The sequence below is a fragment of the Sphingomonas oligophenolica genome (genome assembly GCF_006438955.1).
Lineage (GTDB): Bacteria > Pseudomonadota > Alphaproteobacteria > Sphingomonadales > Sphingomonadaceae > Sphingomonas > Sphingomonas oligophenolica_A.
The window spans coordinates 33,098-56,492 of record NZ_RCZK01000011.1 but is presented as its reverse complement, the minus strand read 5'-3'; the positions used below and the strand labels follow the sequence as shown (position 1 = coordinate 56,492).

Genomic DNA, 23,395 nt, shown 5'->3' with positions numbered 1-23,395 from the left:
CGCGATTGCCGCCGTCTTTAGCGGTTGGCGGGAACACGACAACCGGCAACGACAATCAGGAGAGCACCGATGGCCATCGTCCGCGAAACCTTGGTGTACGACGGGCCGGGCGGCCCGTTCGAAGGCGTGATCGCGTACGACGACGAGGTCGAGGCCGCGCGCCCCGGCGTGCTCGTGATCCCCAACGTCCTCGGGCAAAAGGAATCCGACAACCAGAAGGCCGAGGCGCTCGCCGCGCTCGGCTATGTCGCGTTCGCGTGCGACGTCTATGGCCAAGGGCGGCGCAAGGCGCCCGGATCGGCCGATTACGCCGACTATATGAACGAGCTCGATGCCGACCGCGGGCTCCTCCGTGACCGGCTCGCCGCGAGCGTTGCCGTCCTCAAGGATCGCGCCGCGGTCGACCCCACAAAAACCGCCGCGATCGGATTCTGCTTCGGCGGCAAATGCGCGCTCGATCTCGCGCGGTCGGGACAGGACGTCCTGGGCGTGGTCAGCTTCCACGGCGTCTATGACCGGCCCGATTACGACGATGCCGATCCCATCCGCGCGAAAATCCTGGTCTGCCACGGCTGGGACGACCCGCTCGGCACCCCCGACCAGGTTACCGCGCTGGCGGACGAACTGACCGACGCGGGCGCCGACTGGCAGCTTCATGCTTATGGCCATGCCGGCCACGCGTTCACCGACCTTGCATTGAAGGACCGGCCCGCGCCGCGTCCCGGCGTCGGCTACGACGCGCACGCTGATCGCCGCAGCTGGCAGGCGATGAAGAATTTCCTGACCGAGCTGTTCGTCTGACGCGGCACGGGTGACGCGTTACAGATCGAGCGCCATGAACCGGTTGAAATCGGTCGCGCGATAGGCGGCGAAGGGTGCGCATGCGGTGAAGCCATGCGCGCGATACAGCCCGATCGCGGGGTCGAACGCCGCCCCCGACCCGGTCTCGAGCGCGACCCACGCGAGCCCCTTCGCGCGCGCCTCCTCGATGATATGCGCCAGCATCGCCCGCCCTCGCCCGGTGCCGAGATAAGCGGGCGCGCTGCGCATCGACTTGATCTCGCCGAGCCCGGCATCGTGGGCCTTGAGCGCGCCCATCGCCGCAAGCGCATCGCCGTCCCACAAGGTGTAGAACGAGACGCCAGGGGCCTGCAGCCCGGTGAGATCGAGGAAATGGCAGGTGTCGACGGGCGAATGCGCCAGCATCGCTGCCGCATGGAGCGTCAGCAGGTCGATCACCTGCGGGTCGTCGAAAACCCCCTCGCGGATCATCAGAGGTCGTCGATCATCCCGGTCAGCACTTCCAGGCACGACACCGCGAGCCGCTTCGATCGCTCGCCGCTCCACCCGAATTCGGGGTCGGCATTGGGATCGTGATCCTTGAACGGCATCTCCAGCGTTACCGACACCGCGCCGAACCGCTCGGCGAGCTGGTTGGTCGACATCGACAGGTTGGCGTTGCCGGGCTTCGCCTTGGGATAGCCCTTTTCGGTCTGGAAATCGGGGGTCGCAGCGGCCAGGCGATCGCCAAAGTCAGTGAATTTTTGTCCCTGCGCTTCGGTCCAGCTTGGAATCCCCTCGAACCCTGCGATGAAGTTCGCCGCGATCGCCTCGTCACCATGGACGTCGAGCGCGAAATCGACCCCGGTCTCGTCCATCAGATTGCGGACGCACAATACCTCGGGGCTCTTGTCCGCCGAGGGCGCGTGCCATTCGCGGTTGAGGTTGGTCCCCACCGCGTTGGTCCTGAGATGCCCGCGCCGGGTGCCGTCGGGGTTCATGTTGGGGACGACATGAACCGTCGCCTTGGCGAGCAGGTCGCTGGCGGCATCGCTCGTCAGCCAGTCGAGCGCGCCTTCCATCCACCATTCGGCCATCGATTCGCCGGGATGCTGGCGCGCGTAGAGCCACACCTGTTTGGCACCCGTCCCGATCCGCAGGTAATCGATGCCCTGCCCGTCGAGCGTGGTGCCGATCTGGCGATGCGCGACGCCGGGCTCCAGCGCGATGCGCGCAATCAGCGCCTCGTGCATCGCCATCGTATAGGGCGCGAAATAGGCGAACCATGCCAGGTCGGTGTCGAACGCGTGGGTGATCGTCAGCACGCCGTCGGCATAGCCGGTGTCGGCCATCCGCCACGCCGCCAGATCGGTGCTGGCGCGCGCCTCGTACCCCGGCCAGCCGAACGGATAGGCCGATCCGCCCGCATTGACGATTCGCAGCGTCAGCGTCCGCCCCTTCGCGCCCGCGACGCGGAAATAGAACCACTGGTAGAAATCGGAGTCGTGATCGTTGACGATTTCCAGGTCGACCCGCTCGCCGTCGATACCAATGAGCCGGATATTCCCGCCGTCGAACCCGGCATTGACGTGGATATCGCTCATTTGACGATGACCGTCCGTCCCGATTCGCCCGGAAAGCCGGTGAACAGCGCGGCAGCGAGTTTGTTCGCCTGCTGATCCGCGCCGCTGATGTCGCTGACGCCCTCGGCATGGCCTTCCCACAAGGGCGACATGTCGGAGCGCTGCTTGATCGTCACCGCGAGTTCGGCGACCAGCACGTCGCTCCGCTTGGCGCCGCCGAACGGGATCCCGACCCCGCCGCCGAGGCCGACCCCGCCATTATACCCGCCGCTATAACTGCCCCCGCCGATCCCCAGCGTGAACGGCGCGCGCCGCGGTGGCCCCAGCGCGTTGGTGCGGGTGAAGGATACGCTCGCGATATAATCCGCGCGCTGGCCCTGCGCGGGAATCGCATAGCCGAGCTTGATCAACTCGCCCTCGACCGCGGCGGCATAGGTTTTGAATTCCAGGCTGGCGGGCGCGTCGCCCCCGGTCAGCGGCTCGACCGCGATCGTGCCGCGCGGGATCGGCGCGTCGAGATGATAGCGTAGCACCTGGGTGGGTGGCAGCGGCGCCATCGTCGCACAGCCGGCAAGGCCGGTGGCGCCGATCGCGGCGAGGGCGAGGATCGATAACAGACGGAACGACATGGCGCTTGGTTTCCTGCGACGGTGACGCTGATGTAACGCTCTAGCGGGGCGGGTGTTGCTTGACTATCGGAGACCGCGTCGATAGGCGCTCGCGCTTTCCAGAACACCGTAACCAGGCGCCCGAGTCATGAAGATCCGCAATTCCCTGAAGTCGCTCAAGGGCCGCCATCGCGACAACCGCGTGATCCGCCGTCGTGGGCGCACCTATGTGATCAACAAGACCAACCGCCGCTTCAAGGCACGCCAGGGCTGACGTCACCCCGTAAAGTGGTACTTTACGGGGAGTCCGACGGTCGCTCGGTCAAGCCGACCGCCGTCATTTTCGACATCGGTCGGGTTCTGTATCACTGGGATCCGCGGATTCTCTACGAGCGTCTCATCCCGGAGACGCAAGCGCTCGATGCGTTTCTCCGCGATGTCGTCACGCCGCAATGGCATTTCCAGCACGACGCCGGGCGCGCCTTCGCCGACACCTCCGCCGAACTGGTCGCCGCCTATCCGCAGCATGCCGCATTGATCGCGCAATGGGGGCCGCGCTTCATCGACAGCATCGGGCCAGCGGTCACCGGAATGCCCGCGCTGGTCGACGAACTCGAGGCACGGAGCGTGCCACTCTATGCGATCACCAACTTCTCGGGGGAATTCTGGCCGCCGTTCCGCGCCCGCGAAGCCGCGATGTTCGATCGCTTCCGCGACATCGTCGTGTCGGGCGATGAAAAGCTGACCAAGCCCGACGCGGCGATCTACCACCTTGCGCTCGCTCGCTTCGGGCTCGCGGCGGAGCACACCGTGTTCATCGACGACAGCGAAGCCAATGTCGCGGGCGCCGCCGCGGTCGGCCTGATTGCCTTGCACTTCACCGATGAACCCGCGCTGCGCCGGGACCTGGTCAATCTGGGCTTGCTTGACTGATTGCCGTTGTGTACATTGTGTACACGATTGGAGCCCGTAATGGAATTCTCGGTCCGCGAGGCGCGTGCCCAATTCGCCACCGCGCTTGCCGCCGCCAAGCGCGGCGAGCGGGTGACGATCACCAAGAACGGCAAGCCGATCGCCGAACTGGGGCCGCCTCAGCCAGAGTCCCGCAATCACCTGTCGGGATAGGCTTTTTGGGCACAGCTAGAGACGGCGCGCCGCGAACTCGGCCTCGATCAGCTTCCGCCCGATTCCCGAACCGCTGACGAGTGGCTCGCGGATTTCAACGACCCCGCATGGACGCGAGAGATATTCGGCCCCGACTACTTCGATGATGGCCAGTAAGCGATCAAATGAATGTCCTGCTCGACACGCATGTTCTCGTCTGGTTGATCGAAGCGCCCGGTCGGTTTGATCGCGCGGAACGCCGCATCCTCGAACGCGCACAACATTCGACCTATATTTCGGTCGTTTCGCTGTGGGAAATCCGCATCAAATGGGAAAGTATCGACCGCCGGGGGCGGCGCAAGGGTAGCGTCGATCCACGCGCTGCGCTGGCGTTCGTCAGGTCGAGCGAGATAATGATTGCCCGCCTTGACGAAGATATCGCCGTCGCGAGCCTGGAAGCGGCCACCGCCAATCGCGATCCGTTCGACGAGCTTCTCCTCGTCCACGCCCAGGAGTTGCGCGCCAAACTGCTGACACGCGACGGCACGCTCCTCGACCACCCGCTCGCGCTGCGGCCATAGCCCTTCAGCTGTAACCCTTCAGCTCGTCGCCGACGATCCGCACGACGTGGAGCACGTTGGTCGATCCCGGCGTCCGGAACGGCACGCCCGCCATCAGGATCACGCGGTCGCCCGCCTTCGCGATGCCGTGGCGCAGCGCGGTGCGCTTCGACTTCGCGACCATTTCCTCGAACGAATCGACATCGCGGGTGTGGACCGCGTGGGTGCCCCACAACAGCCCCAGCCGCCGCGCGGTTTCCAGTTTCGGGGTCAGCACCAGGATCGGCACCGACGGGCGTTCGCGCGCGATCCGGCGAGCGGTCGACCCCGATGTCGTGAAGCAGATGATCGCCGCCGCCGACACCGTCTTGGCGATCGTCTTGGCCGCTTCGGCCAGCGCATCGGCGGTGGTCGGATCGGGGCGGGTGATGGTGAAGTGGATGCGGTCGCCATGCATCGGGTCGCCCTCGACCGAGACACCAATCGCGTTCATCATCGCGACCGATTGCACCGGCCACTCCCCCGCCGCGCTTTCCGCCGACAGCATGATCGCATCCGCGCCGTCATAGACCGCGGTCGCGACGTCGGAGACCTCGGCGCGGGTCGGCGACGGGCTGGTGATCATCGATTCGAGCATCTGCGTCGCGACCACCACCGGTCGCCCCTGCCGCCGCGCGGTCTCGACGATCCGCTTCTGGAGCGGCGGCACCTGTTCGGGCGGCAGTTCGACCCCCAGGTCGCCGCGTGCGACCATCACCCCGTCGCACGCCTCGACCAGTTCCTCGAGCCGTTCGATCGCGGCGGGTTTCTCGATCTTGGCGAGCAACGCCGCCTTGCCACCGATCAGCTTGCGCGCCTCCCACAGATCCTCGGGGCGCTGGACGAAGCTCAGCGCGATCCAGTCGACCCCCTGGTCGAGCGCGAAGGCCAGGTCGCTACGGTCCTTGTCGGTCAGCGCCGCCATCGGCACGACGACATCGGGGACGTTCAGCCCCTTGTGATCGCTCAGCGGTCCGCCGACCTCGACGATCGTCTCGATCCGGTCGAGGCCGTGATCGGTGACGCGCAGTACCAGCTTGCCGTCGTCGAGCAGCAGCCGCGCGCCGGGCTCGATCGCGGCGAAGATCTCGCGGTGCGGCAATTCGACGCGGGTGGCGTCGCCCTTGGCGGTCGACCGGTCGAGCACGAAGGTCGCGCCATGGTCGAGCCGGGTCTTGCCGCCTTCGAACTTGCCGACGCGGAGCTTGGGGCCCTGCAGGTCGGCGAGAATAGTCATCGGTCGCCCCAGCTTCTTTTCGAGCGAGCGGATCGCCGCGATCACCGCGACCTTCGACTGCTGGTCGCCGTGGCTCATGTTGATCCGGAACGCGTCCGCCCCCGCCTGAAACAGCGTCTCGATCATGTCGGGGGTGTTGCTCGCGGGACCAAGTGTGGCGAGAATACGCACTTTCCGCGCCCGTGGGGCGATGGCTTTTGACATGACAGGCTCCTGGGGAATGGCCGAGCGCACTCCTAGTCCCTATCTCGACACGATCAACCACGGGAGCGCTGCGCATGACCGATAAACTCGAAACGCTGGACGACAGGGTCGCCGCCGCCGCGTTCCGCCGCCTGGTCCGGCACCTGCGCCAGCGGTCCGACGCGCAGAACGTCGACCTGATGGGGCTTGCGGGATTCTGCCGCAATTGCCTCGGCGATTGGATCGAGGAGGCGAGCGACCTGTCGAAGGCCGAGGCGCGCGAGACGGTGTACGGCATGCCGCAATCCGAATGGAAGACCCGCCACCAGAAGGAGGCGACCCCCGAACAACTCGCGCGAATGGCCGAGAGCATGACCAAGAACGCCGCGCGCGACGATGCTCTAGAGGGGGCACTCGACGCGGCGCTCGCCGACAGCTTTCCCGCGTCCGATCCGCCCGCGATGACCGAACCCAACCGCTAACCGGGTTGAGGGATCGGGGTGAACGCCCTAGGGCCTGCGACCGCGCCGCAACCCGCGGCATCCGATTCACGAACCACAGGAAGGCCCGCGGCAGCGCGGGTGGGGAAGATCATGGCTGAAGAACGTCAAGAAGGCATGGGCGGCGGACAGGTCGCGGCGGACGAACTGCGCCTGCTGATCGAACGCGCCGAGCGGCTCGAGGAAGAAAAAAAGGGCATCGCCGACGACATCAAGGACGTGATGGCCGAAGCCAAGGGCCGCGGCTACGATCCCAAGGCGATTCGCAAGATCCTGTCGATCCGCAAGAAAAAGAAGGAAGAATATCAGGAGGAGGAAGCGATCCTCGAAACGTACATGCACGCGCTGGGCATGATCTGACCGACTGCGTCGGTGGTCCGTCGTGGCCACCGACTCCTGCTCTACCGCGCCCCGCCGTGATCGCCGACTCCCGACTCGGCTCGATCCGGCCGCCTCCACGCCGATCCGTGGCCTCCCGCCAACTTGCTCCAAATCGGAGTTAACGCGCGCCTGCGCCGCGGTGTAATGCCGCGCGTAAGCATCATTGTTGATGGGCTTGAGGCTATTCGAGTAAAACCGGCCTGTTAGGGTGCGGCTGGTTCACCGTTCGCGGTCGCTATTCTGCAACGGATGCGAGGACGATCGATGAATCATCGCGACACTGGCGATACCATTCCGGCATCGACGCTGTCGTCACGCACCCGAAAGGAAACGTCATGAAGAAGATCTCGATCGTCCGGGTCCAGAAACTCAAGACCACCGCAGCGGCGGCCTATCCGATCTTCGTGTGCTGGCCGTTCTAAGTCGGCACTGAACCGGGGTATCGCGACATCGTGATCACGATCGGTGACGCGATACCTGTTTAATGACGATGTTGGACGGCAAGGCGACCGACGCTGCGGCGGCGGACGCTTTGACTTGACCGGGAGCGATTCGTTGCGTCTGATGCACGTGTCGATCGATGGGATTGGCTGGAACGGCGGATCGCGTGGCGATTGCGTCAGGGAGGACGCTGACGATGGCAATATCGTGGTGGCTGGCGGCGAGCGCGGTGTTGATGGCGATGGCCAGCCCGGCCAATGCGCAGTCTGCCGATGCGGCGCCCGCCGATCCGGCGCTGGTGCGGCTGATCGAGGACCAGGCGAAGGCGGTAGTGGCGTTCGACCAGCCGACGCTGGCCGCGCTCACCGCCCCCGATTATCAGGAGATTTCGCCGGTGGGCGATGTCGATGCGCGCGCCGCGATGCTCGGCTTCTACGCCCCCGAAAACAAGGTCCCGGCGCCGACCGTCGCGGTCAGCGAGACGAGCGTGCGCCGGATCGGCGATCTGGCGCTGATGACCGCCAGAATTACCTATACGATGGTGCCGCCGACGGGTGCGGCGGCGACTTCGCCTCCGCCGACCCGCGCGTTGCGCGGCGGCTATGTTGCGCGGCGCTACGGCACGATGTGGAAACTGGTCTCCGCGCAATTCACCCCGATCCGCACCCCCCCAGGCAGCCCGCCCCCGCACTGATCGCGCCGCGTCGCGCGCCGTGGTCTGGCGGGGGCTGCGCCGCGTGACCGCCGCGCCCGATCAGCCCGTCGGGCAGCGCTACACCGTCGTGCCCTTGTCGGTGCAGCCCGAAGGCGACGACTTTCTCGTCGGCAACGCCGATCTCGAAGAATTCTTCCAGCTCCCCGCCGAGGGCGTCCGCATCCTGACGATGCTGCGCGACGGCGCGACGCTCGACGCCATCGCCGCCTCGTTCGCGGACCGCGACGAGGCCCCGATCGACGTCGCCGATTTCGTCGATTCGATGATCGAGGTCGGGTTCGTCTATCCCGGTTCGGATGCACCGCGCATGGACGAGCGCCATGCCGAGCGCGTCGCCGCTGCACCCCGCGATCGGCGGCTGGTGTTCCGCGCGAACCGCCGCGTCGCCGCCGCGATCTTCTCGCCCGCGATGCTGATGGCCTATGTGTTGATCGTCGGCGCCGCGATCGCGTGCGCGCGCCTATCCCGATGCGCGGCTGCAGCGCGACGCCTTCGTCGTCGACGACCATCTCGCCGCGACGCTGATCCTGCTGCTGATCGCGTCCTCGGCGACGACTGCGTTCCATGAACTCGGGCATATGCTCGCCGCCGCCGCGCATGGCGTGGTGTCGCGGCTCGGGTTCGGCATGCGGCTGTGGATCATCGTCGCGGAGGCCGATCTGTCGGGCATCATGGCGCTGCCCAAGCGCCAGCGCTACGTGCCGCTGGCGGCGGGGATGATCGTCGATATCCTCAACATCGCACTGATCACGCTCGCGATCACCGCGCTGGTCCGCCACGGCGATCATGGCTTCATCGTCGTGCTGCTCCAAGCGCTCGCGCTCCAGCTCGTCGTGACCTTGCTGTGGCAGTTCAACATCTTCCTGCGCACCGACGTCTATTTCATCCTGTGCACATGGTTCGGCCACCCCGATCTCGATTCCGAGGCGCGGGCGTATCTCGCCGCGCTCCTGGCACGCGCGAGTTTCGGGCGGCTCGGGCGCGCCAGCGCGCCGCAGGCGTTCAGAAATCTGGCGATGGTTCGGGCGTTCGCTGCGATCTGGGTGATCGGGCGGATCGCCGCGCTGGCGATGATGGTGGTCGTCGTGCTGCCGACCTTGTGGGCCTATGCGCGCAAGGCGTGGCGCGCGTTCCAGGATCCCGCGGCCTCGCGCGCGACTGCCTATGATCTGGGCGCGTTCGCGGTCCTCTCGGCGCTGCTGGTCGCAATCGGCGTGTTTCTATGGATCAGGCATCGCCCGCGATCCGCGTTCGGAGAGGAAGGATGACGATGATCACCGCGACGACCAGCGCCGCCAGAGCCAATGATGTCGCCCTGAAGCCGCCGGGTCGCCTCGTGCTGCTCGACGCGCGCTTCGCGCACGGCGGGGCGTGGGCCGGGGTCGAGCAGCTCATCGAGATGGCGTGGCATGATTTGCGCGCCCGGGGTCGCGTCGATCTGCTCGCGCGCAACGAATATGCGCTGCACATGGTGCTGCGGCGTCATCGCGACGCGATCCCGATCCGCTACGCCTCGCTCACCGATCTCGCCGCGGGGGTCGAGCGCACCCGCAACTTCCCGCTCGACCGCGCCTATCGCATCGGCCACGCGCTGGTCGATCTGATCCTCGCATGGCGCGTCGACACCGGTGAGGCGGCACGCTGGACGATCGTCGCGCAGCGGTTCGACGAGGCGCAGAACTTGGCGACACGCTTCTTCCACGAACTCGCGCGGCGCGGCGCGGCGATCGGGATCGACGTGCTCGCGCAGACCGCGGGCGGCACCGCGTGGCTGGGCGCGCCCGACCGCGCCGTTCCTGCCGAGCTGGCGCGCCAGGCGACGGTGGACCTGCCCGATCACGATCTGGCGACGGCGGCGCAGGCACTGCGCGATCACCCCGACCTGTTGTCGCAGATGATGCTGGTCGATCGCCATGGCCCCGCAATCCTGGCGATGCACGATGCGAACCGCGACGACCTGCTTGCCGCGCGCACCGCGCTCCGGATGATCTGCCTGTTCAACCATTTCGGCTATTATCACGAATCCGCGGGGTTCGTGGACCGGGTGCTGCCCTATTTCGACGCCATCGTCGGCGACGACGAGGATTCGCGCTGGAACTACCTCGGCAACATCTATCAGGGTCTCGTCATGACCGGGCGCGCGGACGAGGCGCGCGGTATCGTCGAGGCGCGCGCCGCTGCCCAGCTGTCGCGGCCCGAATTGCGCGCGAAAATGCATTATCTGCTCGCGATGGCGCATCTGCGCTACGCCGATGCCCCCGATCTGGCCGCGACCGAGCAGCATCTCGACGCCGCGCTCGCCGATCTGGCGCGCGCGCGTGGCACGATCCCCGAATCGGACGACGCGTTCCTGACGGTGTTCATCGAAAACGGCCTGGCATTCCTGCGGGTTCGCCAGGGGCGGCGCGACGAGGCGCTCGCGCTGTGCCAGCACGGCTATCGCCGCCTGACCGAGACACTGGGTGAGGACAAGCACCGGCTCCATCGCTCGGTGCTCCAGTACAACAGCGCGCAGGTCTGCACCATGCTCGGCCAGCTCGACCTGGCGCTCGAATTCTACGCGCGCGCGATCGAGATGGACCCCTATTATTCCGAATATTACAACGAGGTCGGCAACGTGCTCCAGCGCCAGGAGCGGTACGACGAGGCGCTCGCCGCCTATGCGTCGGCGGACCGCTACAGCGCGCCCTATCCCGAACTGTTCCACAATCGCGGCGTCTGCGAGGCGCGACTTGACGCGTGGGACGCCGCCGCCGCCAGCCTAACCCGCAGCCTCGACCTCGATCCCGACCAGCCCGATGTGCTGGTGCTGCGCGCGGAAGCCGCCGAGACGCTGGGGCGTGAGGACGCCGCGCTCGCCGATCTCGACGCCGCGCTGGCGATCGACCGCGATCTGGTCGCGGCGCGCGTCAACCGCGCGGTGATCCGCTATCGGCGTGCGGACTATGCCGCCGCGCTGGCGGACATGGATGTGGTGGTCGCGCTCGACGACGATCCCGACCACCGCGACAATCGCGGCGCGATCCACCGCGCGATGGGGAACGCCGCGCTGGCCGACCGCGAGCGCGCTGCTGCGGCGGCGCTGCGGGCCGCCTGAGAGCATCCTTAACCGGCTGTTATCCCTCGCTCCCTACCCCGTTCGATAACATCGATCGGGGGGCAGGGCGACCATGGGGACAGGCGGCGATCGGCCGGGCGAATACCAGCGCGAGGAGCGGATCAGCGTCGTGATCCCGTCGCGGATGCGCGTCGACAACAGCTGGACCGACGTGTGCATCCGTAACATCTCGTCGCGCGGGCTGCTCGTCGCGTCGATCACCCCGCCGCCGCTCGGCAGCTATGTCGAAATCCGGCGCGGCACCCAGATCATCGTCGCGCGCGCGATGTGGACCCGTGGGCAATATTGCGGCCTGCGCTCGCAAGAAAAACTCCCGGTCCAGCGGATCATCACCGAACCCCGGCTGACGAGCCGCCCGCAGGTCGCGATCGCCGAGACCGTGTCGACCGCGGACCGCCGCCGCGATTCCCGCCGCGGCAGCCCCGGCGACATCGCCGAACGCCAGGATCGCAGCCGCCGCTTCGCCTCCGCCTTCCAGTTCGTCGTGCTCGTTGCGGCGGCATTGGGCGCATCGGGCTGGGCGGCCTCATCGGTCTACACGATGCTCGCCAGCCCGCTCACCGCGGCCGAACACGCGCTCGGCGGCAACTAGGCCGCTTCGGCCGCCCCGGTCGTCCAGCCCAGCCGCGGGATCGTGATCGATCGCTTCCCCGCCAGGTCGGTCCGCGTGACGAACAGCTCGCGCGCTTCGATATAGCCGATCAGCCGCCGCACCCGCCCGAGCGAACTGGTGCCATAGGTCGCGGCAATCGCGGCATCCGACGGGCAGGGCGCGCCCTCGCGCGCCGCGCGCGCCACCAGCAGGAACGCCCCGAGCATGTCGTCGGGCAGCGCGGTCGCCAACCGTAGCGCCTCGGCCCATTCCTCGGCGCTGACGTCGAACAGCCCGGCGCGCGCGCAGCTCAGCCGCCGGGTGAAATCGGCGATGTCGAGCGCGGGGCGCGCCAGTCCTGCCATCCGGCATCGCACCTGGAAATCCTGGAACAGCACCGCGGGCTGGCGGGTCGCGGCCTCTTCATCGGCGACGATATCGCGCATCACCTGCGCATAGACCGCCTCGACCTCATCGGCGGATTTGTCGGGCGCGGCGGCCTCAGGCGCGGGGCGTGACAGGTCCGCGAGCAGCTCCTCGGCGGGCACTTTACGCGGCACCGGGTCGACGAACGCGAAGGTCGGCGCGGCGGGTGGCGCGAACAACAGCTGCTCCATATCGGCGGACGCGGTCGGCAGCGGCACCAGCTTGGGACTGCCGCTGCGCGCGCTCGTCGCGACATCGCCGATCCTGACCGTGATCGGCCGCCGCGATACCGCGGGTCCCAGCGCCAGGAAACTGCCCCGCGCCAGGTCACGGATCGCCTCGGCCTGGCGCCGCTCCATACCGAGCAAATCGGCGGCGCGCCCCATGTCGATATCGAGGAAGGTACGCCCCATCAGGAAATTCGACGCCTCCGCCGCGACGTTCTTGGCGAGCTTCGCCAGCCGCTGCGTCGCGATCACCCCCGCGAGACCACGCTTGCGCCCCCGGCACATCAAATTGGTCATCGCCGACAGCGACGCGCGGCGCACGTCCTCCGCCACCTCCCCGCCGCCTGCGGGCGCGAACAATTGCGCCTCGTCGACCACCACCAGCGCGGGATACCAATGTTCGCGCGGCGCATCGAACAGCGCCGACAGGAACGCCGCGGCACAGCGCATCTGCCCTTCCGCCTCGAGCCCCTCCAGGCTCAGCACCACCGACGCGCGATGTTCGCGCAGCCGCCCCGCGATCCGCGCGATCTCCGCGATCGAATAGTCCGCCGCCTCGACCACGACATGGCCGTACGCGTCGGACAGCGTCACGAAATCACCCTCGGGATCGATCACCACCTGCTGGACCTGCCCCGCCGATCGTTCGAGCAGGCGGCGCAGCAGATGCGACTTACCCGACCCCGAATTGCCCTGGACGAGCAACCGGGTGGCGAGCAGTTCTTCGAGATCCATGGTCACGGGGGCGCCGGACGCGTCCGCTCCCATGTCTACGCTGACGGTCATGCCCGCGTCTGTGGCCGATGCCGCGGTGCGGGGGCAAGCGCCGAATGGCTCGGTCTGGCGCAACCCGGCGCCGTTGCGTAAGAGCAGGCGCAAATCCCCCTCTAGAGGCATCCATGGCAGGTCATTCCAAATACAAGAACATCATGCACCGCAAGGGCGCGCAGGATAAGAAGCGCTCGGGCATGTTCTCCAAATTGAGCCGCGAAATCACGGTCGCGGCAAAAATGGGCCTGCCCGATCCCGACATGAACCCGCGGCTGCGCGCCGCGGTCAACGCCGCCAAGGCGCAGTCGATGCCCAAGGACAATATCCAGCGCTCGATCGACAAGGCCGCCAAGGGCGACGAGGAAAATTACGAGGAAATCCGCTACGAGGCGTTCGGCCCCGGCGGCGTGTCGCTGATCATCGAAACGCTCACCGACAACCGCAACCGCACCGTTACCAACGTACGCACCGCGATCAGCCGCAACGGCGGCAATCTCGGCGCGCCGGGATCGGTCGCGCATGGGTTCGATCGCAAAGGCCTCATCAGCTATCCCGCCAGCGTCGGCGATGCCGAGAAGGTGTTCGAGGCGGCGCTCGACGCCGGCGCGGAAGACGTGACGTCGAGCGAGGACGGCCACGACATCTGGACCGCGATGGAGGACCTCCACGAGGTTGCCAGGAATCTCGAAGACAGTCTCGGCGAACCCGAAGGCGCCAAGCTCGCCTGGCGCCCGCAAACCACGGTCGACGTCGCCGAGGGCGATGCCGAAACGCTGTTCAAGCTGATCGACGTCCTCGACGACGACGACGACGTCCAGACGGTATGGGGCAATTACGAAGTCTCCGACGAGGTGATGGAGAAGCTCGGTTAAGTCGGCTCACGCGAAGCCTGTCCTGAGCGCCGCCGCAGGCGGCGTCGAAGGGACGCGAAAGCGCGAAACGGTTTGCGCGCAGAGGCGCGAAGAACGCAGAGGAGCGGCGTTCGTATTGACTGCCTCGCGTAAGCGAGATCGATCGTTTCGTGGCAGCGATATGCAATGTTTTTCGCTGACGCGGGACGAATGCCAGGCTCCGCGACTCCTCTGCGTCCTCCGCGCCTCTGCGCGAACCAATCTCTTCGCGCCTTCGCGTCCCTTCGACGCCGCCTGCGGCGGCGCTCAGGCCAGGCTTCGCGCGAAATGATCATCCTCGGCCTCGACCCAGGCCTCGGCACCACCGGCTGGGGGGTGATCCGTGCCGAGGGCAACCGGCTGTCGCACCTCGCCAACGGCCGCTTCAGGACCGCACCCGCCGATCCGCTCGCACGCCGCCTGTCGCATCTCGACAGCCAGCTCGCCGCGTTGATCGCGGATCATGCCCCCGATGCCGCCGCGGTCGAGGAGGTGTTCGTCAACTCCAACCCGCAATCGACGTTGAAGCTCGGCCAGGCGCGCGGGGTCATCCTGCTCGGGGTCGCGCGCGCGGGAATCGATCCGGGCGAATATGCCGCGCGCCTGGTCAAGAAGGCCGTCGTCGGCGTCGGCAACGCGGACAAGGCGCAGGTCCACGCGATGGTTGCGCGGCTGCTGCCCGGGGTCGCGATCGACGGCCCCGATGCCGCCGACGCGCTAGCGGTCGCGATCACCCACGCGCATCATCTCGCCAGCGCGCGCCGGATGGCGTGACGCGCTTTCCTACACGCGCCGTTCCGCCTATGCACCCGGTGTGAGCCACCCCGTTCCCGCTGCCAGCGCGCTTGCCGATCGCGGCCAATCCGGCGCCGAAGCCACTCGGTTCGTCGCAGTTTCGCCCCAACGTCCTGTTACCTTCGTTACCTTTGCTCATCGGCAGCCGCGATGATCGCGCACCTCAAGGGCCGCCTCGATTCGACCAGTGTCGATCATGCGGTGATCGACGTCGGCGGGGTCGGCTATCTCGTCGGAGCCTCATCGCGCACGCTGGCGGCGATCGGCGCGGTGGGGGAGGCGTGCATGCTCCACACCGAAATGCTCGTTGCGGAGGATTTCATCCGTCTCGTCGGCTTCGCCAGCGCCGCCGAGCGCGACTGGTTCCGCTTGCTGACCGGGGTCCAGGGCGTCGGCGCGCGCGTCGCGCTTGCGATCCTGTCGGCGTTCGAACCGGTCGACCTCAGCCGCGCGATTGCCAGCCAGGACAAGGCGATGGTCGCGCGCGCCAACGGTGTCGGACCGAAACTAGCCGAGCGCATCGTCCGCGAGTTGAAGGACAAGGTCGGCGGCATCGCGCTGGCGCTCGGGCCGGGCGTGGTCAACGCCCCGATCGGCGCTGCCGCCGACGCGGTCTCGGCGCTCCTCAACCTTGGCTTCCGCGCCCCCGAAGCGAGCGCCGCGGTCGCCTCGGCGGAGGAGGAACTCGGCCCTGACGTCACCCTCGACGCGCTCGTTCGCCTCGCGCTCAGAAAGGCTAGCCGATGAGTAGCGGCAAGATCGTCGCGGTCTACAGCCTCAAGGGTGGGGTGGGCAAAACGACGCTCGCGGTCAATCTCGCCTGGGCGGCGGCGACGCTGTCGGCGCGACGGACGCTGCTGTGGGATTTGGATGCGCAGGCGGCGGCAACCTATATCCTCGGGCATGACGGCCAGACCAGTGCCGCAGCGCAGCGGACGATCACCAGGGATATCGATGCCCGGAAGCTGATCCGGACGACCGCGATCGAGCGGCTCGACCTGCTTCCCGCCGACGCGTCGCTGCGCGGACTCGATATCGCCTTCCACGCGCTCGATCGCAAGAAACGCCTCGCCAAGATCGCGGACGGCTTCGCGGGGGATTACGACCGGATCGTGATCGATTGCCCGCCAGGGCTGACCGACACGTCGGACCAGATCATGCGCGCCGCCGACCTCGTCGTCGTCCCCGTCATCCCCTCCCCGCTGTCGCGCCGCGCGCTCGACGTGATCGCGGGGCATATCGCCGCCAAGAAAGGCCCGCGCGTCGTGCTGGCGCCGGTGTTCTCGATGGTCGACCGCCGCCGCGCGCTCCACCGCGCTGCGCTCGCCGCGCAGCCCGACTGGCCGACCATCCCGATGGCGAGCGCGTTCGAACAGATGACCGATCGCCGCGCGCCGCTCGGCGAATTCGCCGCCCGCGCGTCGATCGGGGTCGAGGCGGTCGCGGCACTGTGGACGCGCGTCGAACAGGCGCTGGCGCGATGAGCGACGCCTTGTCCGACGCGACATGTTCGACGATATTGGCCCGATGACCGAGCTCTCCGTTTCGATGCCGCCCGCACTCCAGAACTGGGTCGACGCGCGCCTGTCCGAAGGGCGGTACGCCGACGCGGCCGAGTATCTCCGCGATCTGATCCGCCGCGATCAGGCCGAGGATGTTCGCTGGGTACGAATGATGATCGCGGAAGGAGAGGCGTCCGGCTACCTCGACGCGAATCCGGACGATATCATTGACGAGATCATCGCCGAACTGCCCGCGGGCGATGGCTGAGGTCCGGCTCAGCGCCGCCGCCCGCGCCGATCTCGCCGATATCCGCCGCTACAGCCTGGCCCATTTTAGCGGCACCGCGGCTGATCGCTATCTTCTAGGGTTTAAGCATCTGTTCGCCCTGTTGGCCGACAAGCCGTCGATCGGTGCCGTCCAGCCCGAGTTCGGCCCCGCCGTCCGGCGCTTTACCCAAGGCAGCCATCGTATCTTCTACCGGTTGGACGGGATTACGGTGCGGATCATGCGCATTCTCCACCACGCGCGTCGTGTTGACCCGGAGACGCTCACGTCATGACCGACGACCGCCTGCTGACCGCCGCGCGCAAGCCCGAGGATGTCGACGCGGCGCTGCGTCCCAAGACGCTCGACGATTTCGTCGGGCAACGCGCCGCGCGCGAAAATCTGCGCGTGTTCATCGAAGCGGCGCGGACCCGCGGCGAGGCGCTCGACCACGTCCTGTTCTTCGGTCCACCCGGACTCGGCAAGACCACGCTGGCGCAGATAGTCGCGCGCGAAATGGGGGTGGGGTTCCGCGCGACCAGCGGCCCGGTGATCGCCAAGTCGGGCGACCTCGCCGCGCTGCTGACCAATCTCGAAGACGGCGACGTCCTGTTCATCGACGAGATCCACCGGCTCCAGCCAGCGGTCGAGGAAGTGCTCTACCCCGCGATGGAGGACCGCGCGCTAGACCTGATGATCGGCGAGGGACCGAGTGCGCGTAGCGTGCGGATCGATCTGCCGCGCTTCACGCTGGTCGGCGCGACGACGCGGCAGGGGCTGCTGACGACGCCACTGCGCGATCGCTTCGGCATTCCCATCCGCCTGCAATTCTACACCGTCGAGGAACTGACCCGCGTCGTCACCCGCGCCGCGGGGCTGCTTGATCTCCATGTCTCCCCCGACGGTGCCACCGAGATCGCCCGCCGATCGCGCGGCACGCCGCGGATCGCGGGGCGGCTGCTGCGGCGGGTGCGCGACTTCGCCAATGTCGCGGGCACGCTCACTGTCGATGCCGCCGCCGCCGACGCGGCGCTCAACCGGCTCGAGGTCGATGCGCTCGGGCTCGACGCGATGGACCGCCGCTACCTCATGATGATCGCCGACATTTATCGCGGTGGCCCGGTCGGCGTCGAAACGCTGGCGGCGGGACTCAGCGAACCCCGCGATACGATCGAGGAGGTGATCGAGCCGTTCCTGATCCAACTCGGCCTAGTCGCCCGCACCGCGCGCGGACGCTGCCTGAACGCGGGCGGCTGGAAGCATCTCGGGCTCAACCCGCCTGCGGAGTCGCAGGACGGGTTATTCGACATCAAGTAGATGCGGCGTGGCGGGCTCCGGCCTGATCTGGTAGCGGTCACGCATGCCCTCGGCCGTCGCCTCTGCCCGCGAAATCCTGACCCGTCTCCACGACGTGATGGCGGGGCGCGACCCCGCGCAGGCGAAGCTGAACGCGGTCGTCGCGATCATCGCCGAGGCACTCGATAGCGAGGTCTGTTCGATCTACCTGCTGCGCGAAGGCGTGCTCGAACTCTACGCCACGCGCGGGCTGTCGGAAGAGGCGGTCCACGTCACCAAGCTCGCGCTGGGCGAGGGGCTGGTCGGGACGATCGCCGAGGACGTCGAGGTGCTCAACCTCGACGAGGCCGCGAGCCACCCCGATTTCGCCTATCGCCCCGAAACCGGCGAGGAACGGTTCCGCAGCTTCGCGGGGGTGCCGATCATCCGCCGCGAACGCGCAGTCGGCGTGCTCGCGGTCCAGCACATCGACCAGCGCGGCTATCAGGACGTCGAGATCGAGGCGCTCCAGACCGTCGCGATGGTGCTCTCCGAACTCATCGCCAACGCCGGGCTGATCGACACCACTGCCACCGGTACCGACCGGGTCCAGTCGACCGCCGCAGTGCGGATCGCGGGGCAGAAGCTGGTCGATGGCATGGCCTCGGGGTTCGCGGTCTATCACCAGCCGCGCGTTCACATCGAACACACCGTCGCCGAGGACACCGATGCCGAACGCCACCGCGTCTATGCCGCGTTCGACAAGATGCGCGAACAGATCGAGAAGATGACCGCGCAGGCCGAATTCGGCGGCGGCGGCGAGCATGAAGAGGTGCTCGAGACCTACAAGATGTTCGCCTATGATGAAGGCTGGGCGCGGCGGATCAACGAGGCGATCGATTCGGGGCTGACCGCGGAGGCCGCGATCGAGCGCGTCCAGCAGCGGACCCGCCAGCGGATGCGCCAGATCGACGACCCGCTGCTCGCCGACCGGATGCACGATCTCGAGGATCTGGCGAACCGGCTGCTGCGCATCGTGTCGGGTCAGATGGGCACCGCGGCGCAGATGGGGCTGAGGCAGGACACGATCCTGATCGCGCGCAACCTCGGTCCCGCCGAATTGCTCGAATATGACAAGCGCCGCCTGAAGGGCGTGATCCTCGAAGAGGGGTCGCTCACCGCGCACGTCACCATCGTCGCGCGCGCGATGGGGGTTCCGGTGCTCGGCCGCGCGCGGGGCATCCGCCGATCGGTGGCAGAGGGCGACCTGCTGCTGCTCGACGTGTCGGAAGCCGCGGTGTTCGCGCGTCCCTCGTCGACGATGGAGGAGGCGTTCGAGGCGCGGCTGACGCTCCGTCAGAAGCGCAAGGCCGCGTTCGCGGCGCTGCGCGACGTGCCGCCCACTACCAGGGACGGCCACCGCGTCACGGTGATGGTCAACGCCGGGCTGCGCGACGACGTCGCCGCGCTCGACATCACCGGGGCCGATGGGATCGGGCTGTTCCGCACCGAATTCCAGTTCCTCGTGTCCGCCACCTTGCCCCAGCGCGAGCGCCAGCAGCGGCTGTACAAGGAAGTGCTCGACGCCGCTGGGGATCGCCCGGTCATCTTCCGCACCGTCGATATCGGCGGCGACAAGGCGCTACCTTATCTGACCCACGACAATGGTGAGGAGGAAAACCCCGCGATGGGCTGGCGCGCGCTACGTCTTGCGCTCGAACGCGGTGGGTTGATGAAGGCGCAGGCGCGCGCGCTGCTCGAAGCGGCGGCGGGCCGCACGCTCAACGTCATGTTCCCGATGGTGAGCGAGGCGTGGGAATTCGACGAGGCGAAGGCGCTGTTCGAGGCGCAGCGCGCCTGGATCCAGGGCCGCGGACGCAAGCTACCGCTCGAGGTCCGCTACGGCGCGATGCTCGAGGTGCCCGCGCTCGCCGAACAGCTCGACCTGCTGCTTCCCAAGCTCGAGTTCCTGTCGATCGGGACCAATGACCTCACCCAGTTCCTGTTCGCCGCGGATCGCGCCAATCCGAAGCTCGCCGAACGCTACGACTGGCTTAGCCCGTCGATCCTGCGCTTCATCGCGCGAGTCGTTGGGCCGTGCCGCGAGGCCGGGGTGGCGCTGGCGGTGTGCGGCGAAATGGGCGGGCGAACGCTGGAGGCGATGGCGCTGATCGGGGTCGGGATCGACCGGCTGTCGATCACCCCCGCCGCGGTCGGGCCGATCAAGGCGATGCTGCGCAGCCTGGACCGCGGCGCGATCGAAACTTTCATGACCGGCCTCCTTGCCAACCCGCCCCGCGACATGCGTGGCGCACTGGCGGACTGGGCAACCCGCACAGGGGTCGAACTGGCGTAATCGACGGATTCGCGCGGGGCTGCGCGTTGACACGGGTCGGTCCCTCTGGGACATGAACGATGCGGGAGGCCCACTCGCCCGCGGTGGAGAATAGAATGGACGAGGTCGAGTCCGGTCAGCCTGCTACCCCAGCCCCGCCGCGCGACGCGAAGGCCATGCTGCAGGGCGCGCGGGAGGCCAGTGGCCTGACGCTCGCGGAGATCGCGGCGCGCACCCGGGTGCCGATCCGCCATCTCGAGGCGATCGAGGCGGGCAATTACGCCGGTCTGCCATCCCCCACCTACGCGGTCGGATTCGCGCGCGCCCACGCCCGCGCGACCGGTGCCGACGAGGTCGCGATCGCGCGTCAGGTCCGTGCCGAGCTCAATCAACTCGGACCGCGAACCCCCGAATATGTCCCCTATGAAACCGCCGATCCCGCGCGGGTGCCGTCGCGCGGCGTCGCGATCGTCGGCGTCGGGGTCGCGCTCGCGATCCTGATCCTGGTCGGGCTGCTCTACGGCACCGACCTGTTCCGCGGGGGTTCGGCCGGCGATCAGGCGGCGGTCGACCAGATCGCCACCGCGCCCGCCGCGGTACCAGCGGCGCAGAGCCCCGCCGCGACGACCCCGCCGACCGGCGGCCAGGTCACGCTGGCCGCGACCGACGAGGTGTGGCTGCGGGTTTATGATGCCGACGACAAGACACTGTTCCTGGGGACGATGAAGCCCGGCGATCGGTTCGACGTGCCCGCCGATGCCAAGGACCCGATGATCAACGTCGGGCGTCCCGACAAGCTTCAGATCACGCTCAACGGGTCGTCGGTTCCCCCGCTCGGCACCGGCGACCGCCCGATTAAGGACGTCCGGGTCAGCGGCGCGGCGATCGCGGCGCGGCTGAACGGCACCCCCGAACCGGCCCCCAGCGCCGCGACCGGCAATTCGACCGCGCTGGCACCGTCGAGCCCGACCCGCAACGCGCGCCCTGCCGCGCGAGTGACGGCGCGCATCCCCGCCGCCCCGCGACTGACCGAAACCCAGCGCGCCAATCTTGCATCGGCGGGGGCCCTGCGCAGGGCCACCAACTAATCGTGGCAAAGGCTGGCGCACGAGTCGCGGTTGTGGCTATGGTACTATCCGTTAACCATCGTTGCACCGGGGGGTGTCCGACCCATGCGTAAACTGATCGTCGTTCTGGCGGGTGCCGCCAGCCTGATTCCTGCCACCGCGTTCGCGCAGAATCTCGACGGCCGAGTCGGAAAGCTCGAAAGCGAGATGCGCGCGGTCCAGCGCAAGGTGTTCGCGGGCGGCGCGGGCACGCTGATGCCCGACATCGTCGCACCGACGAGCACCAGCCCGATCGGCGGAACGCCCGCGACCAGCGCGGTCGCCGATCTGTCGAACCGGATCACCGCGCTCGAACAGCAGCTCGCCGGGCTGACCAACCAGGTCGAAGAGAGCGGCTACAATCAGCGCCGCCTGCAGGATCAGTTCGAAACCTACAAGCGCACGACCGACGCGAAGCTGGCGGGGTTGATGCAAGGCCCCGCGCCGATCGCGCGCGCCGACGACACGCCCCCGGCGACCGCGTCCAAGCCCGCCCTCGCCCGGCCGAAGCCAGGGATCGAACCCCCCAAGGTCGCGAGCGCCGCGGGAATCGAGAAGCCGTCGACTGGCGACGCCGCCGAGGACGATTATATCTATGGCTATCGGCTGTGGGACGCCAAGGACTATCCTGCGGCGGAAGCGCAGTTGAAGAAGGTCGTCGCGACCTATCCCAAGACCCGCCGTGCGAGCTACGCGCAAAACCTGCTCGGCCGCGCCTATCTCGACGAGGGCAAGCCCAGCCTCGCGTCGATGGCGTTCTACGACAATTACAAGAAAATGCCCGACGGCGAGCGCGCGCCCGACAGCCTCTATTATCTCGCGCAGGCGTTGATGAAGCTCAACAAGCCCGCCGACGCCTGCAAGGTTTATGGCGAACTGACCGATGTGTACGGCAGCAAGATTTCCGCAGGGATGAAGACCGATGTCGAGAAGGGTCGGGCCGCCGCCAAATGCGGCTGATCCGCTGGTCCCCGCGGCGGAACGATTCCGCCACGACCTGACCGCGAGCCTCGGCGACGCGGTCGGTCCCGTACTCCTCGCGGTGTCGGGAGGCGCCGACAGCATGGCAATGCTGACGCTCGCCGCCGATGCCGATCTGCCCGGCGGCGTTGCGGTCGCAACGGTCGATCACCGGCTGCGCACCGCGGCGGCGGCGGAGGCCGCGATGGTCGCGGCCTATTGTGCGCGGCTCGGCCTGTCCCACACGACGTTGGTTCCCTCCGACTCGATTGAGGGCGCGAGCCTTCAGGCGCAGGCGCGCAAAACGCGCTACGCGCTGCTTGGCCATCATGCGCGGAGCATCGGCGCAGTCGCGATCGCCACCGCGCACCACGTAGACGATCAGGCCGAAACCTTTCTGATGCGCGCCGCGCGCGGATCGGGGCTCGCCGGGCTCGCGGGGGTGCGTGCGCGAACGACGATCGCGGGGAAGACCGTGGTCCGCCCGTTGCTCGACTGGCGCCGCGCCGAATTGCGCGCGATCGTCCGCCGCCGCGAGGTGCCGTTTGCCGACGATCCGACCAATCGCGATCCCGCGCACGATCGCACCCGGTTCCGCCGCCTGTTCGATACCCACGAATGGCTCGGCGCCGCGCAGATCGCGCGCAGCGCCGCCGCGCTGGCCGACGCCGATGCCGATGTGCGCGCGATGGTCGACTGGCTGTGGACCGCCCGCGCGCAGTACGCGGCAAAGGGGGTCGACCTCGATGTCGCCGACCTGCCGCGCGAACTCCTCCGCCGCCTGGTCCGACGGGGCGTGGCGCAGGTGCGGGCCACCGCCGCGATCACCGAGCCGGACTTCACCGAATCGACTAATGTCGAACCGCTGCTCGATGCTCTGGGGCAGGATCGGCGCGCCACCCAATCGGGGGTTTCGGTGACCCCGGGCGGCGGGCGCTGGCGCTTCCGTCCCGCCCCGGCGCGCCGCGGCCGCTAACTCCGCGCAATCGCTTACCCGCGCGC

The 23,395-nt window shown here is 67.9% G+C and carries 28 protein-coding genes; 23 read left to right on the top strand and 5 right to left on the bottom strand.

Features of this window, described 5'->3' with window-relative positions:
* Positions 1 to 69 precede the first annotated feature (69 nt).
* The gene (locus tag EAH84_RS12610) at positions 70 to 801 is read left to right on the top strand and encodes a dienelactone hydrolase family protein (RefSeq protein ID WP_140872372.1); all 732 of its coding nucleotides are present in this window, start codon (positions 70 to 72) and stop codon (positions 799 to 801) included.
* A gap of 18 nt (positions 802 to 819) precedes the next feature.
* On the opposite strand, the gene EAH84_RS12605 is transcribed toward EAH84_RS12610, so the two are convergent.
* Genes EAH84_RS12605 through EAH84_RS12595 form a run of 3 tightly spaced genes read right to left on the bottom strand, consistent with a single transcriptional unit; the run spans position 820 to position 2,992 of the window.
* Complete coding sequence (locus EAH84_RS12605; protein ID WP_140872371.1) at positions 820 to 1,272, bottom strand: GNAT family N-acetyltransferase; 453 nt, start codon at positions 1,270 to 1,272, stop codon at positions 820 to 822.
* Positions 1,272 to 2,384, bottom strand: coding sequence for a M14 family metallopeptidase (locus EAH84_RS12600; RefSeq protein WP_140872370.1), 1,113 nt, complete (start codon positions 2,382 to 2,384; stop codon positions 1,272 to 1,274). Before EAH84_RS12600 ends, EAH84_RS12605 begins: the two co-directional genes overlap by 1 nt.
* Positions 2,381 to 2,992 carry a DUF4136 domain-containing protein gene (locus EAH84_RS12595; protein ID WP_140872369.1) on the bottom strand — a complete coding sequence of 204 codons (612 nt, stop codon included), beginning with the start codon at positions 2,990 to 2,992 and terminating at the stop codon, positions 2,381 to 2,383. Before EAH84_RS12595 ends, EAH84_RS12600 begins: the two co-directional genes overlap by 4 nt.
* A 127-nt stretch (positions 2,993 to 3,119) precedes the next feature.
* On the opposite strand from EAH84_RS12595, the gene ykgO reads away from it, so the two are divergent.
* From ykgO to EAH84_RS12575, 4 genes are all read left to right on the top strand, one after another.
* On the top strand, positions 3,120 to 3,245 hold the full coding sequence (gene ykgO, locus EAH84_RS12590) for a type B 50S ribosomal protein L36 (protein ID WP_004210176.1): 126 nt from the start codon (positions 3,120 to 3,122) through the stop codon (positions 3,243 to 3,245).
* 14 nt (positions 3,246 to 3,259) lie between these two features.
* Positions 3,260 to 3,904, top strand: a complete 645-nt coding sequence (locus EAH84_RS12585; RefSeq protein ID WP_140872368.1) for an HAD-IA family hydrolase — start codon at positions 3,260 to 3,262, stop codon at positions 3,902 to 3,904.
* A 39-nt stretch (positions 3,905 to 3,943) separates the two neighbouring features.
* The gene (locus tag EAH84_RS12580; protein ID WP_140872367.1) at positions 3,944 to 4,096 is read left to right on the top strand and encodes a type II toxin-antitoxin system Phd/YefM family antitoxin; all 153 of its coding nucleotides are present in this window, start codon (positions 3,944 to 3,946) and stop codon (positions 4,094 to 4,096) included.
* Between the two features lie 164 nt (positions 4,097 to 4,260).
* Positions 4,261 to 4,656: a type II toxin-antitoxin system VapC family toxin gene (locus tag EAH84_RS12575; protein WP_140872366.1), complete on the top strand. Its 396-nt coding sequence runs from the start codon at positions 4,261 to 4,263 to the stop codon at positions 4,654 to 4,656.
* Between the two features lie 4 nt (positions 4,657 to 4,660).
* Here the strand turns inward: EAH84_RS12575 and pyk are convergent, their stop codons facing one another.
* Positions 4,661 to 6,115, bottom strand: coding sequence for a pyruvate kinase (gene pyk, locus EAH84_RS12570; protein WP_140872365.1), 1,455 nt, complete (start codon positions 6,113 to 6,115; stop codon positions 4,661 to 4,663).
* Between the two features lie 74 nt (positions 6,116 to 6,189).
* Between pyk and EAH84_RS12565 the strand changes: the two genes are divergently transcribed.
* The 7 genes from EAH84_RS12565 (at position 6,190) to EAH84_RS12535 (ending at position 11,841) form a co-directional block, all read left to right on the top strand.
* The gene (locus EAH84_RS12565) at positions 6,190 to 6,576 is read left to right on the top strand and encodes a DUF1244 domain-containing protein (RefSeq protein ID WP_140872364.1); all 387 of its coding nucleotides are present in this window, start codon (positions 6,190 to 6,192) and stop codon (positions 6,574 to 6,576) included.
* A gap of 135 nt (positions 6,577 to 6,711) precedes the next feature.
* Positions 6,712 to 6,954: a DUF2312 domain-containing protein gene (locus EAH84_RS12560; RefSeq protein ID WP_206663968.1), complete on the top strand. Its 243-nt coding sequence runs from the start codon at positions 6,712 to 6,714 to the stop codon at positions 6,952 to 6,954.
* A gap of 658 nt (positions 6,955 to 7,612) precedes the next feature.
* Positions 7,613 to 8,110, top strand: coding sequence for a nuclear transport factor 2 family protein (locus EAH84_RS12555; RefSeq protein WP_140872362.1), 498 nt, complete (start codon positions 7,613 to 7,615; stop codon positions 8,108 to 8,110).
* A 43-nt stretch (positions 8,111 to 8,153) separates the two neighbouring features.
* Entirely contained in the window at positions 8,154 to 8,699 is a 546-nt protein-coding gene (locus EAH84_RS12550; protein WP_140872361.1) for a hypothetical protein, read from the top strand.
* Between the two features lie 10 nt (positions 8,700 to 8,709).
* Positions 8,710 to 9,399: a hypothetical protein gene (locus EAH84_RS12545; RefSeq protein WP_140872360.1), complete on the top strand. Its 690-nt coding sequence runs from the start codon at positions 8,710 to 8,712 to the stop codon at positions 9,397 to 9,399.
* The gene (locus tag EAH84_RS12540; protein WP_161978391.1) at positions 9,396 to 11,228 is read left to right on the top strand and encodes a tetratricopeptide repeat protein; all 1,833 of its coding nucleotides are present in this window, start codon (positions 9,396 to 9,398) and stop codon (positions 11,226 to 11,228) included. The genes EAH84_RS12545 and EAH84_RS12540 overlap by 4 nt, the downstream gene beginning before the upstream one ends.
* 73 nt (positions 11,229 to 11,301) lie before the next feature.
* Positions 11,302 to 11,841 carry a PilZ domain-containing protein gene (locus tag EAH84_RS12535; RefSeq protein ID WP_140872358.1) on the top strand — a complete coding sequence of 180 codons (540 nt, stop codon included), beginning with the start codon at positions 11,302 to 11,304 and terminating at the stop codon, positions 11,839 to 11,841.
* Here the strand turns inward: EAH84_RS12535 and EAH84_RS12530 are convergent.
* On the bottom strand, positions 11,838 to 13,280 hold the full coding sequence (locus EAH84_RS12530) for an ATP-binding protein (protein WP_140872357.1): 1,443 nt from the start codon (positions 13,278 to 13,280) through the stop codon (positions 11,838 to 11,840). The two genes, EAH84_RS12535 and EAH84_RS12530, sit on opposite strands and share 4 nt — an antisense overlap.
* A 113-nt stretch (positions 13,281 to 13,393) precedes the next feature.
* Between EAH84_RS12530 and EAH84_RS12525 the strand changes: the two genes are divergently transcribed.
* From EAH84_RS12525 to tilS, 11 genes are all read left to right on the top strand, one after another.
* On the top strand, positions 13,394 to 14,137 hold the full coding sequence (locus tag EAH84_RS12525; protein ID WP_140872356.1) for a YebC/PmpR family DNA-binding transcriptional regulator: 744 nt from the start codon (positions 13,394 to 13,396) through the stop codon (positions 14,135 to 14,137).
* A gap of 306 nt (positions 14,138 to 14,443) precedes the next feature.
* Positions 14,444 to 14,929, top strand: a complete 486-nt coding sequence (gene ruvC / locus EAH84_RS12520; RefSeq protein ID WP_140872355.1) for a crossover junction endodeoxyribonuclease RuvC — start codon at positions 14,444 to 14,446, stop codon at positions 14,927 to 14,929.
* A 171-nt stretch (positions 14,930 to 15,100) separates the two neighbouring features.
* A complete protein-coding gene (gene ruvA / locus EAH84_RS12515; protein ID WP_140872354.1) occupies positions 15,101 to 15,697 on the top strand; it encodes a Holliday junction branch migration protein RuvA in 597 nt (198 codons plus the stop codon).
* Positions 15,694 to 16,434 (top strand): ParA family protein, encoded by a 741-nt coding sequence (locus tag EAH84_RS12510; RefSeq protein WP_140872353.1) that lies wholly within the window; start codon positions 15,694 to 15,696, stop codon positions 16,432 to 16,434. The genes ruvA and EAH84_RS12510 overlap by 4 nt, the downstream gene beginning before the upstream one ends.
* Before the next feature lie 43 nt (positions 16,435 to 16,477).
* The gene (locus EAH84_RS12505) at positions 16,478 to 16,720 is read left to right on the top strand and encodes a ribbon-helix-helix domain-containing protein (RefSeq protein WP_140872352.1); all 243 of its coding nucleotides are present in this window, start codon (positions 16,478 to 16,480) and stop codon (positions 16,718 to 16,720) included.
* A complete protein-coding gene (locus EAH84_RS12500) occupies positions 16,713 to 17,012 on the top strand; it encodes a type II toxin-antitoxin system RelE/ParE family toxin (RefSeq protein ID WP_140872351.1) in 300 nt (99 codons plus the stop codon). Before EAH84_RS12505 ends, EAH84_RS12500 begins: the two co-directional genes overlap by 8 nt.
* A complete protein-coding gene (gene ruvB / locus EAH84_RS12495; protein ID WP_140872350.1) occupies positions 17,009 to 18,034 on the top strand; it encodes a Holliday junction branch migration DNA helicase RuvB in 1,026 nt (341 codons plus the stop codon). Before EAH84_RS12500 ends, ruvB begins: the two co-directional genes overlap by 4 nt.
* Before the next feature lie 43 nt (positions 18,035 to 18,077).
* Positions 18,078 to 20,348: a phosphoenolpyruvate--protein phosphotransferase gene (gene ptsP / locus EAH84_RS12490; protein ID WP_140872349.1), complete on the top strand. Its 2,271-nt coding sequence runs from the start codon at positions 18,078 to 18,080 to the stop codon at positions 20,346 to 20,348.
* Positions 20,349 to 20,443: 95 nt separating this feature from the next.
* On the top strand, positions 20,444 to 21,415 hold the full coding sequence (locus EAH84_RS12485) for a helix-turn-helix domain-containing protein (protein ID WP_140872348.1): 972 nt from the start codon (positions 20,444 to 20,446) through the stop codon (positions 21,413 to 21,415).
* 84 nt (positions 21,416 to 21,499) lie between these two features.
* Positions 21,500 to 22,393: a tetratricopeptide repeat protein gene (locus EAH84_RS12480; RefSeq protein ID WP_140872347.1), complete on the top strand. Its 894-nt coding sequence runs from the start codon at positions 21,500 to 21,502 to the stop codon at positions 22,391 to 22,393.
* Positions 22,356 to 23,369 carry a tRNA lysidine(34) synthetase TilS gene (gene tilS, locus EAH84_RS12475; protein WP_140872346.1) on the top strand — a complete coding sequence of 338 codons (1,014 nt, stop codon included), beginning with the start codon at positions 22,356 to 22,358 and terminating at the stop codon, positions 23,367 to 23,369. Before EAH84_RS12480 ends, tilS begins: the two co-directional genes overlap by 38 nt.
* Positions 23,370 to 23,395: the final 26 nt, after the last annotated feature.

Excerpts from the sequence above, each read along its gene's own strand:
- EAH84_RS12610 (WP_140872372.1), top strand. The coding sequence starts at position 70 with ATGGCCATCGTCCGCGAAACCTTGGTGTACGACGGGCCGGGCGGCCCG.
- EAH84_RS12605 (WP_140872371.1), bottom strand. The coding sequence starts at position 1,272 with ATGATCCGCGAGGGGGTTTTCGACGACCCGCAGGTGATCGACCTGCTG.
- EAH84_RS12600 (WP_140872370.1), bottom strand. The coding sequence starts at position 2,384 with ATGAGCGATATCCACGTCAATGCCGGGTTCGACGGCGGGAATATCCGG.
- EAH84_RS12595 (WP_140872369.1), bottom strand. The coding sequence starts at position 2,992 with ATGTCGTTCCGTCTGTTATCGATCCTCGCCCTCGCCGCGATCGGCGCC.
- ykgO (WP_004210176.1), top strand. The coding sequence starts at position 3,120 with ATGAAGATCCGCAATTCCCTGAAGTCGCTCAAGGGCCGCCATCGCGAC.
- EAH84_RS12580 (WP_140872367.1), top strand. The coding sequence starts at position 3,944 with ATGGAATTCTCGGTCCGCGAGGCGCGTGCCCAATTCGCCACCGCGCTT.
- EAH84_RS12575 (WP_140872366.1), top strand. The coding sequence starts at position 4,261 with ATGAATGTCCTGCTCGACACGCATGTTCTCGTCTGGTTGATCGAAGCG.
- pyk (WP_140872365.1), bottom strand. The coding sequence starts at position 6,115 with ATGTCAAAAGCCATCGCCCCACGGGCGCGGAAAGTGCGTATTCTCGCC.
- EAH84_RS12565 (WP_140872364.1), top strand. The coding sequence starts at position 6,190 with ATGACCGATAAACTCGAAACGCTGGACGACAGGGTCGCCGCCGCCGCG.
- EAH84_RS12560 (WP_206663968.1), top strand. The coding sequence starts at position 6,712 with ATGGGCGGCGGACAGGTCGCGGCGGACGAACTGCGCCTGCTGATCGAA.
- EAH84_RS12555 (WP_140872362.1), top strand. The coding sequence starts at position 7,613 with ATGGCAATATCGTGGTGGCTGGCGGCGAGCGCGGTGTTGATGGCGATG.
- EAH84_RS12545 (WP_140872360.1), top strand. The coding sequence starts at position 8,710 with ATGCTCGCCGCCGCCGCGCATGGCGTGGTGTCGCGGCTCGGGTTCGGC.
- EAH84_RS12540 (WP_161978391.1), top strand. The coding sequence starts at position 9,396 with ATGACGATGATCACCGCGACGACCAGCGCCGCCAGAGCCAATGATGTC.
- EAH84_RS12535 (WP_140872358.1), top strand. The coding sequence starts at position 11,302 with ATGGGGACAGGCGGCGATCGGCCGGGCGAATACCAGCGCGAGGAGCGG.
- EAH84_RS12530 (WP_140872357.1), bottom strand. The coding sequence starts at position 13,280 with ATGACCGTCAGCGTAGACATGGGAGCGGACGCGTCCGGCGCCCCCGTG.
- EAH84_RS12525 (WP_140872356.1), top strand. The coding sequence starts at position 13,394 with ATGGCAGGTCATTCCAAATACAAGAACATCATGCACCGCAAGGGCGCG.
- ruvC (WP_140872355.1), top strand. The coding sequence starts at position 14,444 with ATGATCATCCTCGGCCTCGACCCAGGCCTCGGCACCACCGGCTGGGGG.
- ruvA (WP_140872354.1), top strand. The coding sequence starts at position 15,101 with ATGATCGCGCACCTCAAGGGCCGCCTCGATTCGACCAGTGTCGATCAT.
- EAH84_RS12510 (WP_140872353.1), top strand. The coding sequence starts at position 15,694 with ATGAGTAGCGGCAAGATCGTCGCGGTCTACAGCCTCAAGGGTGGGGTG.
- EAH84_RS12505 (WP_140872352.1), top strand. The coding sequence starts at position 16,478 with ATGACCGAGCTCTCCGTTTCGATGCCGCCCGCACTCCAGAACTGGGTC.
- EAH84_RS12500 (WP_140872351.1), top strand. The coding sequence starts at position 16,713 with ATGGCTGAGGTCCGGCTCAGCGCCGCCGCCCGCGCCGATCTCGCCGAT.
- ruvB (WP_140872350.1), top strand. The coding sequence starts at position 17,009 with ATGACCGACGACCGCCTGCTGACCGCCGCGCGCAAGCCCGAGGATGTC.
- ptsP (WP_140872349.1), top strand. The coding sequence starts at position 18,078 with ATGCCCTCGGCCGTCGCCTCTGCCCGCGAAATCCTGACCCGTCTCCAC.
- EAH84_RS12485 (WP_140872348.1), top strand. The coding sequence starts at position 20,444 with ATGGACGAGGTCGAGTCCGGTCAGCCTGCTACCCCAGCCCCGCCGCGC.
- EAH84_RS12480 (WP_140872347.1), top strand. The coding sequence starts at position 21,500 with ATGCGTAAACTGATCGTCGTTCTGGCGGGTGCCGCCAGCCTGATTCCT.
- tilS (WP_140872346.1), top strand. The coding sequence starts at position 22,356 with ATGTCGAGAAGGGTCGGGCCGCCGCCAAATGCGGCTGATCCGCTGGTC.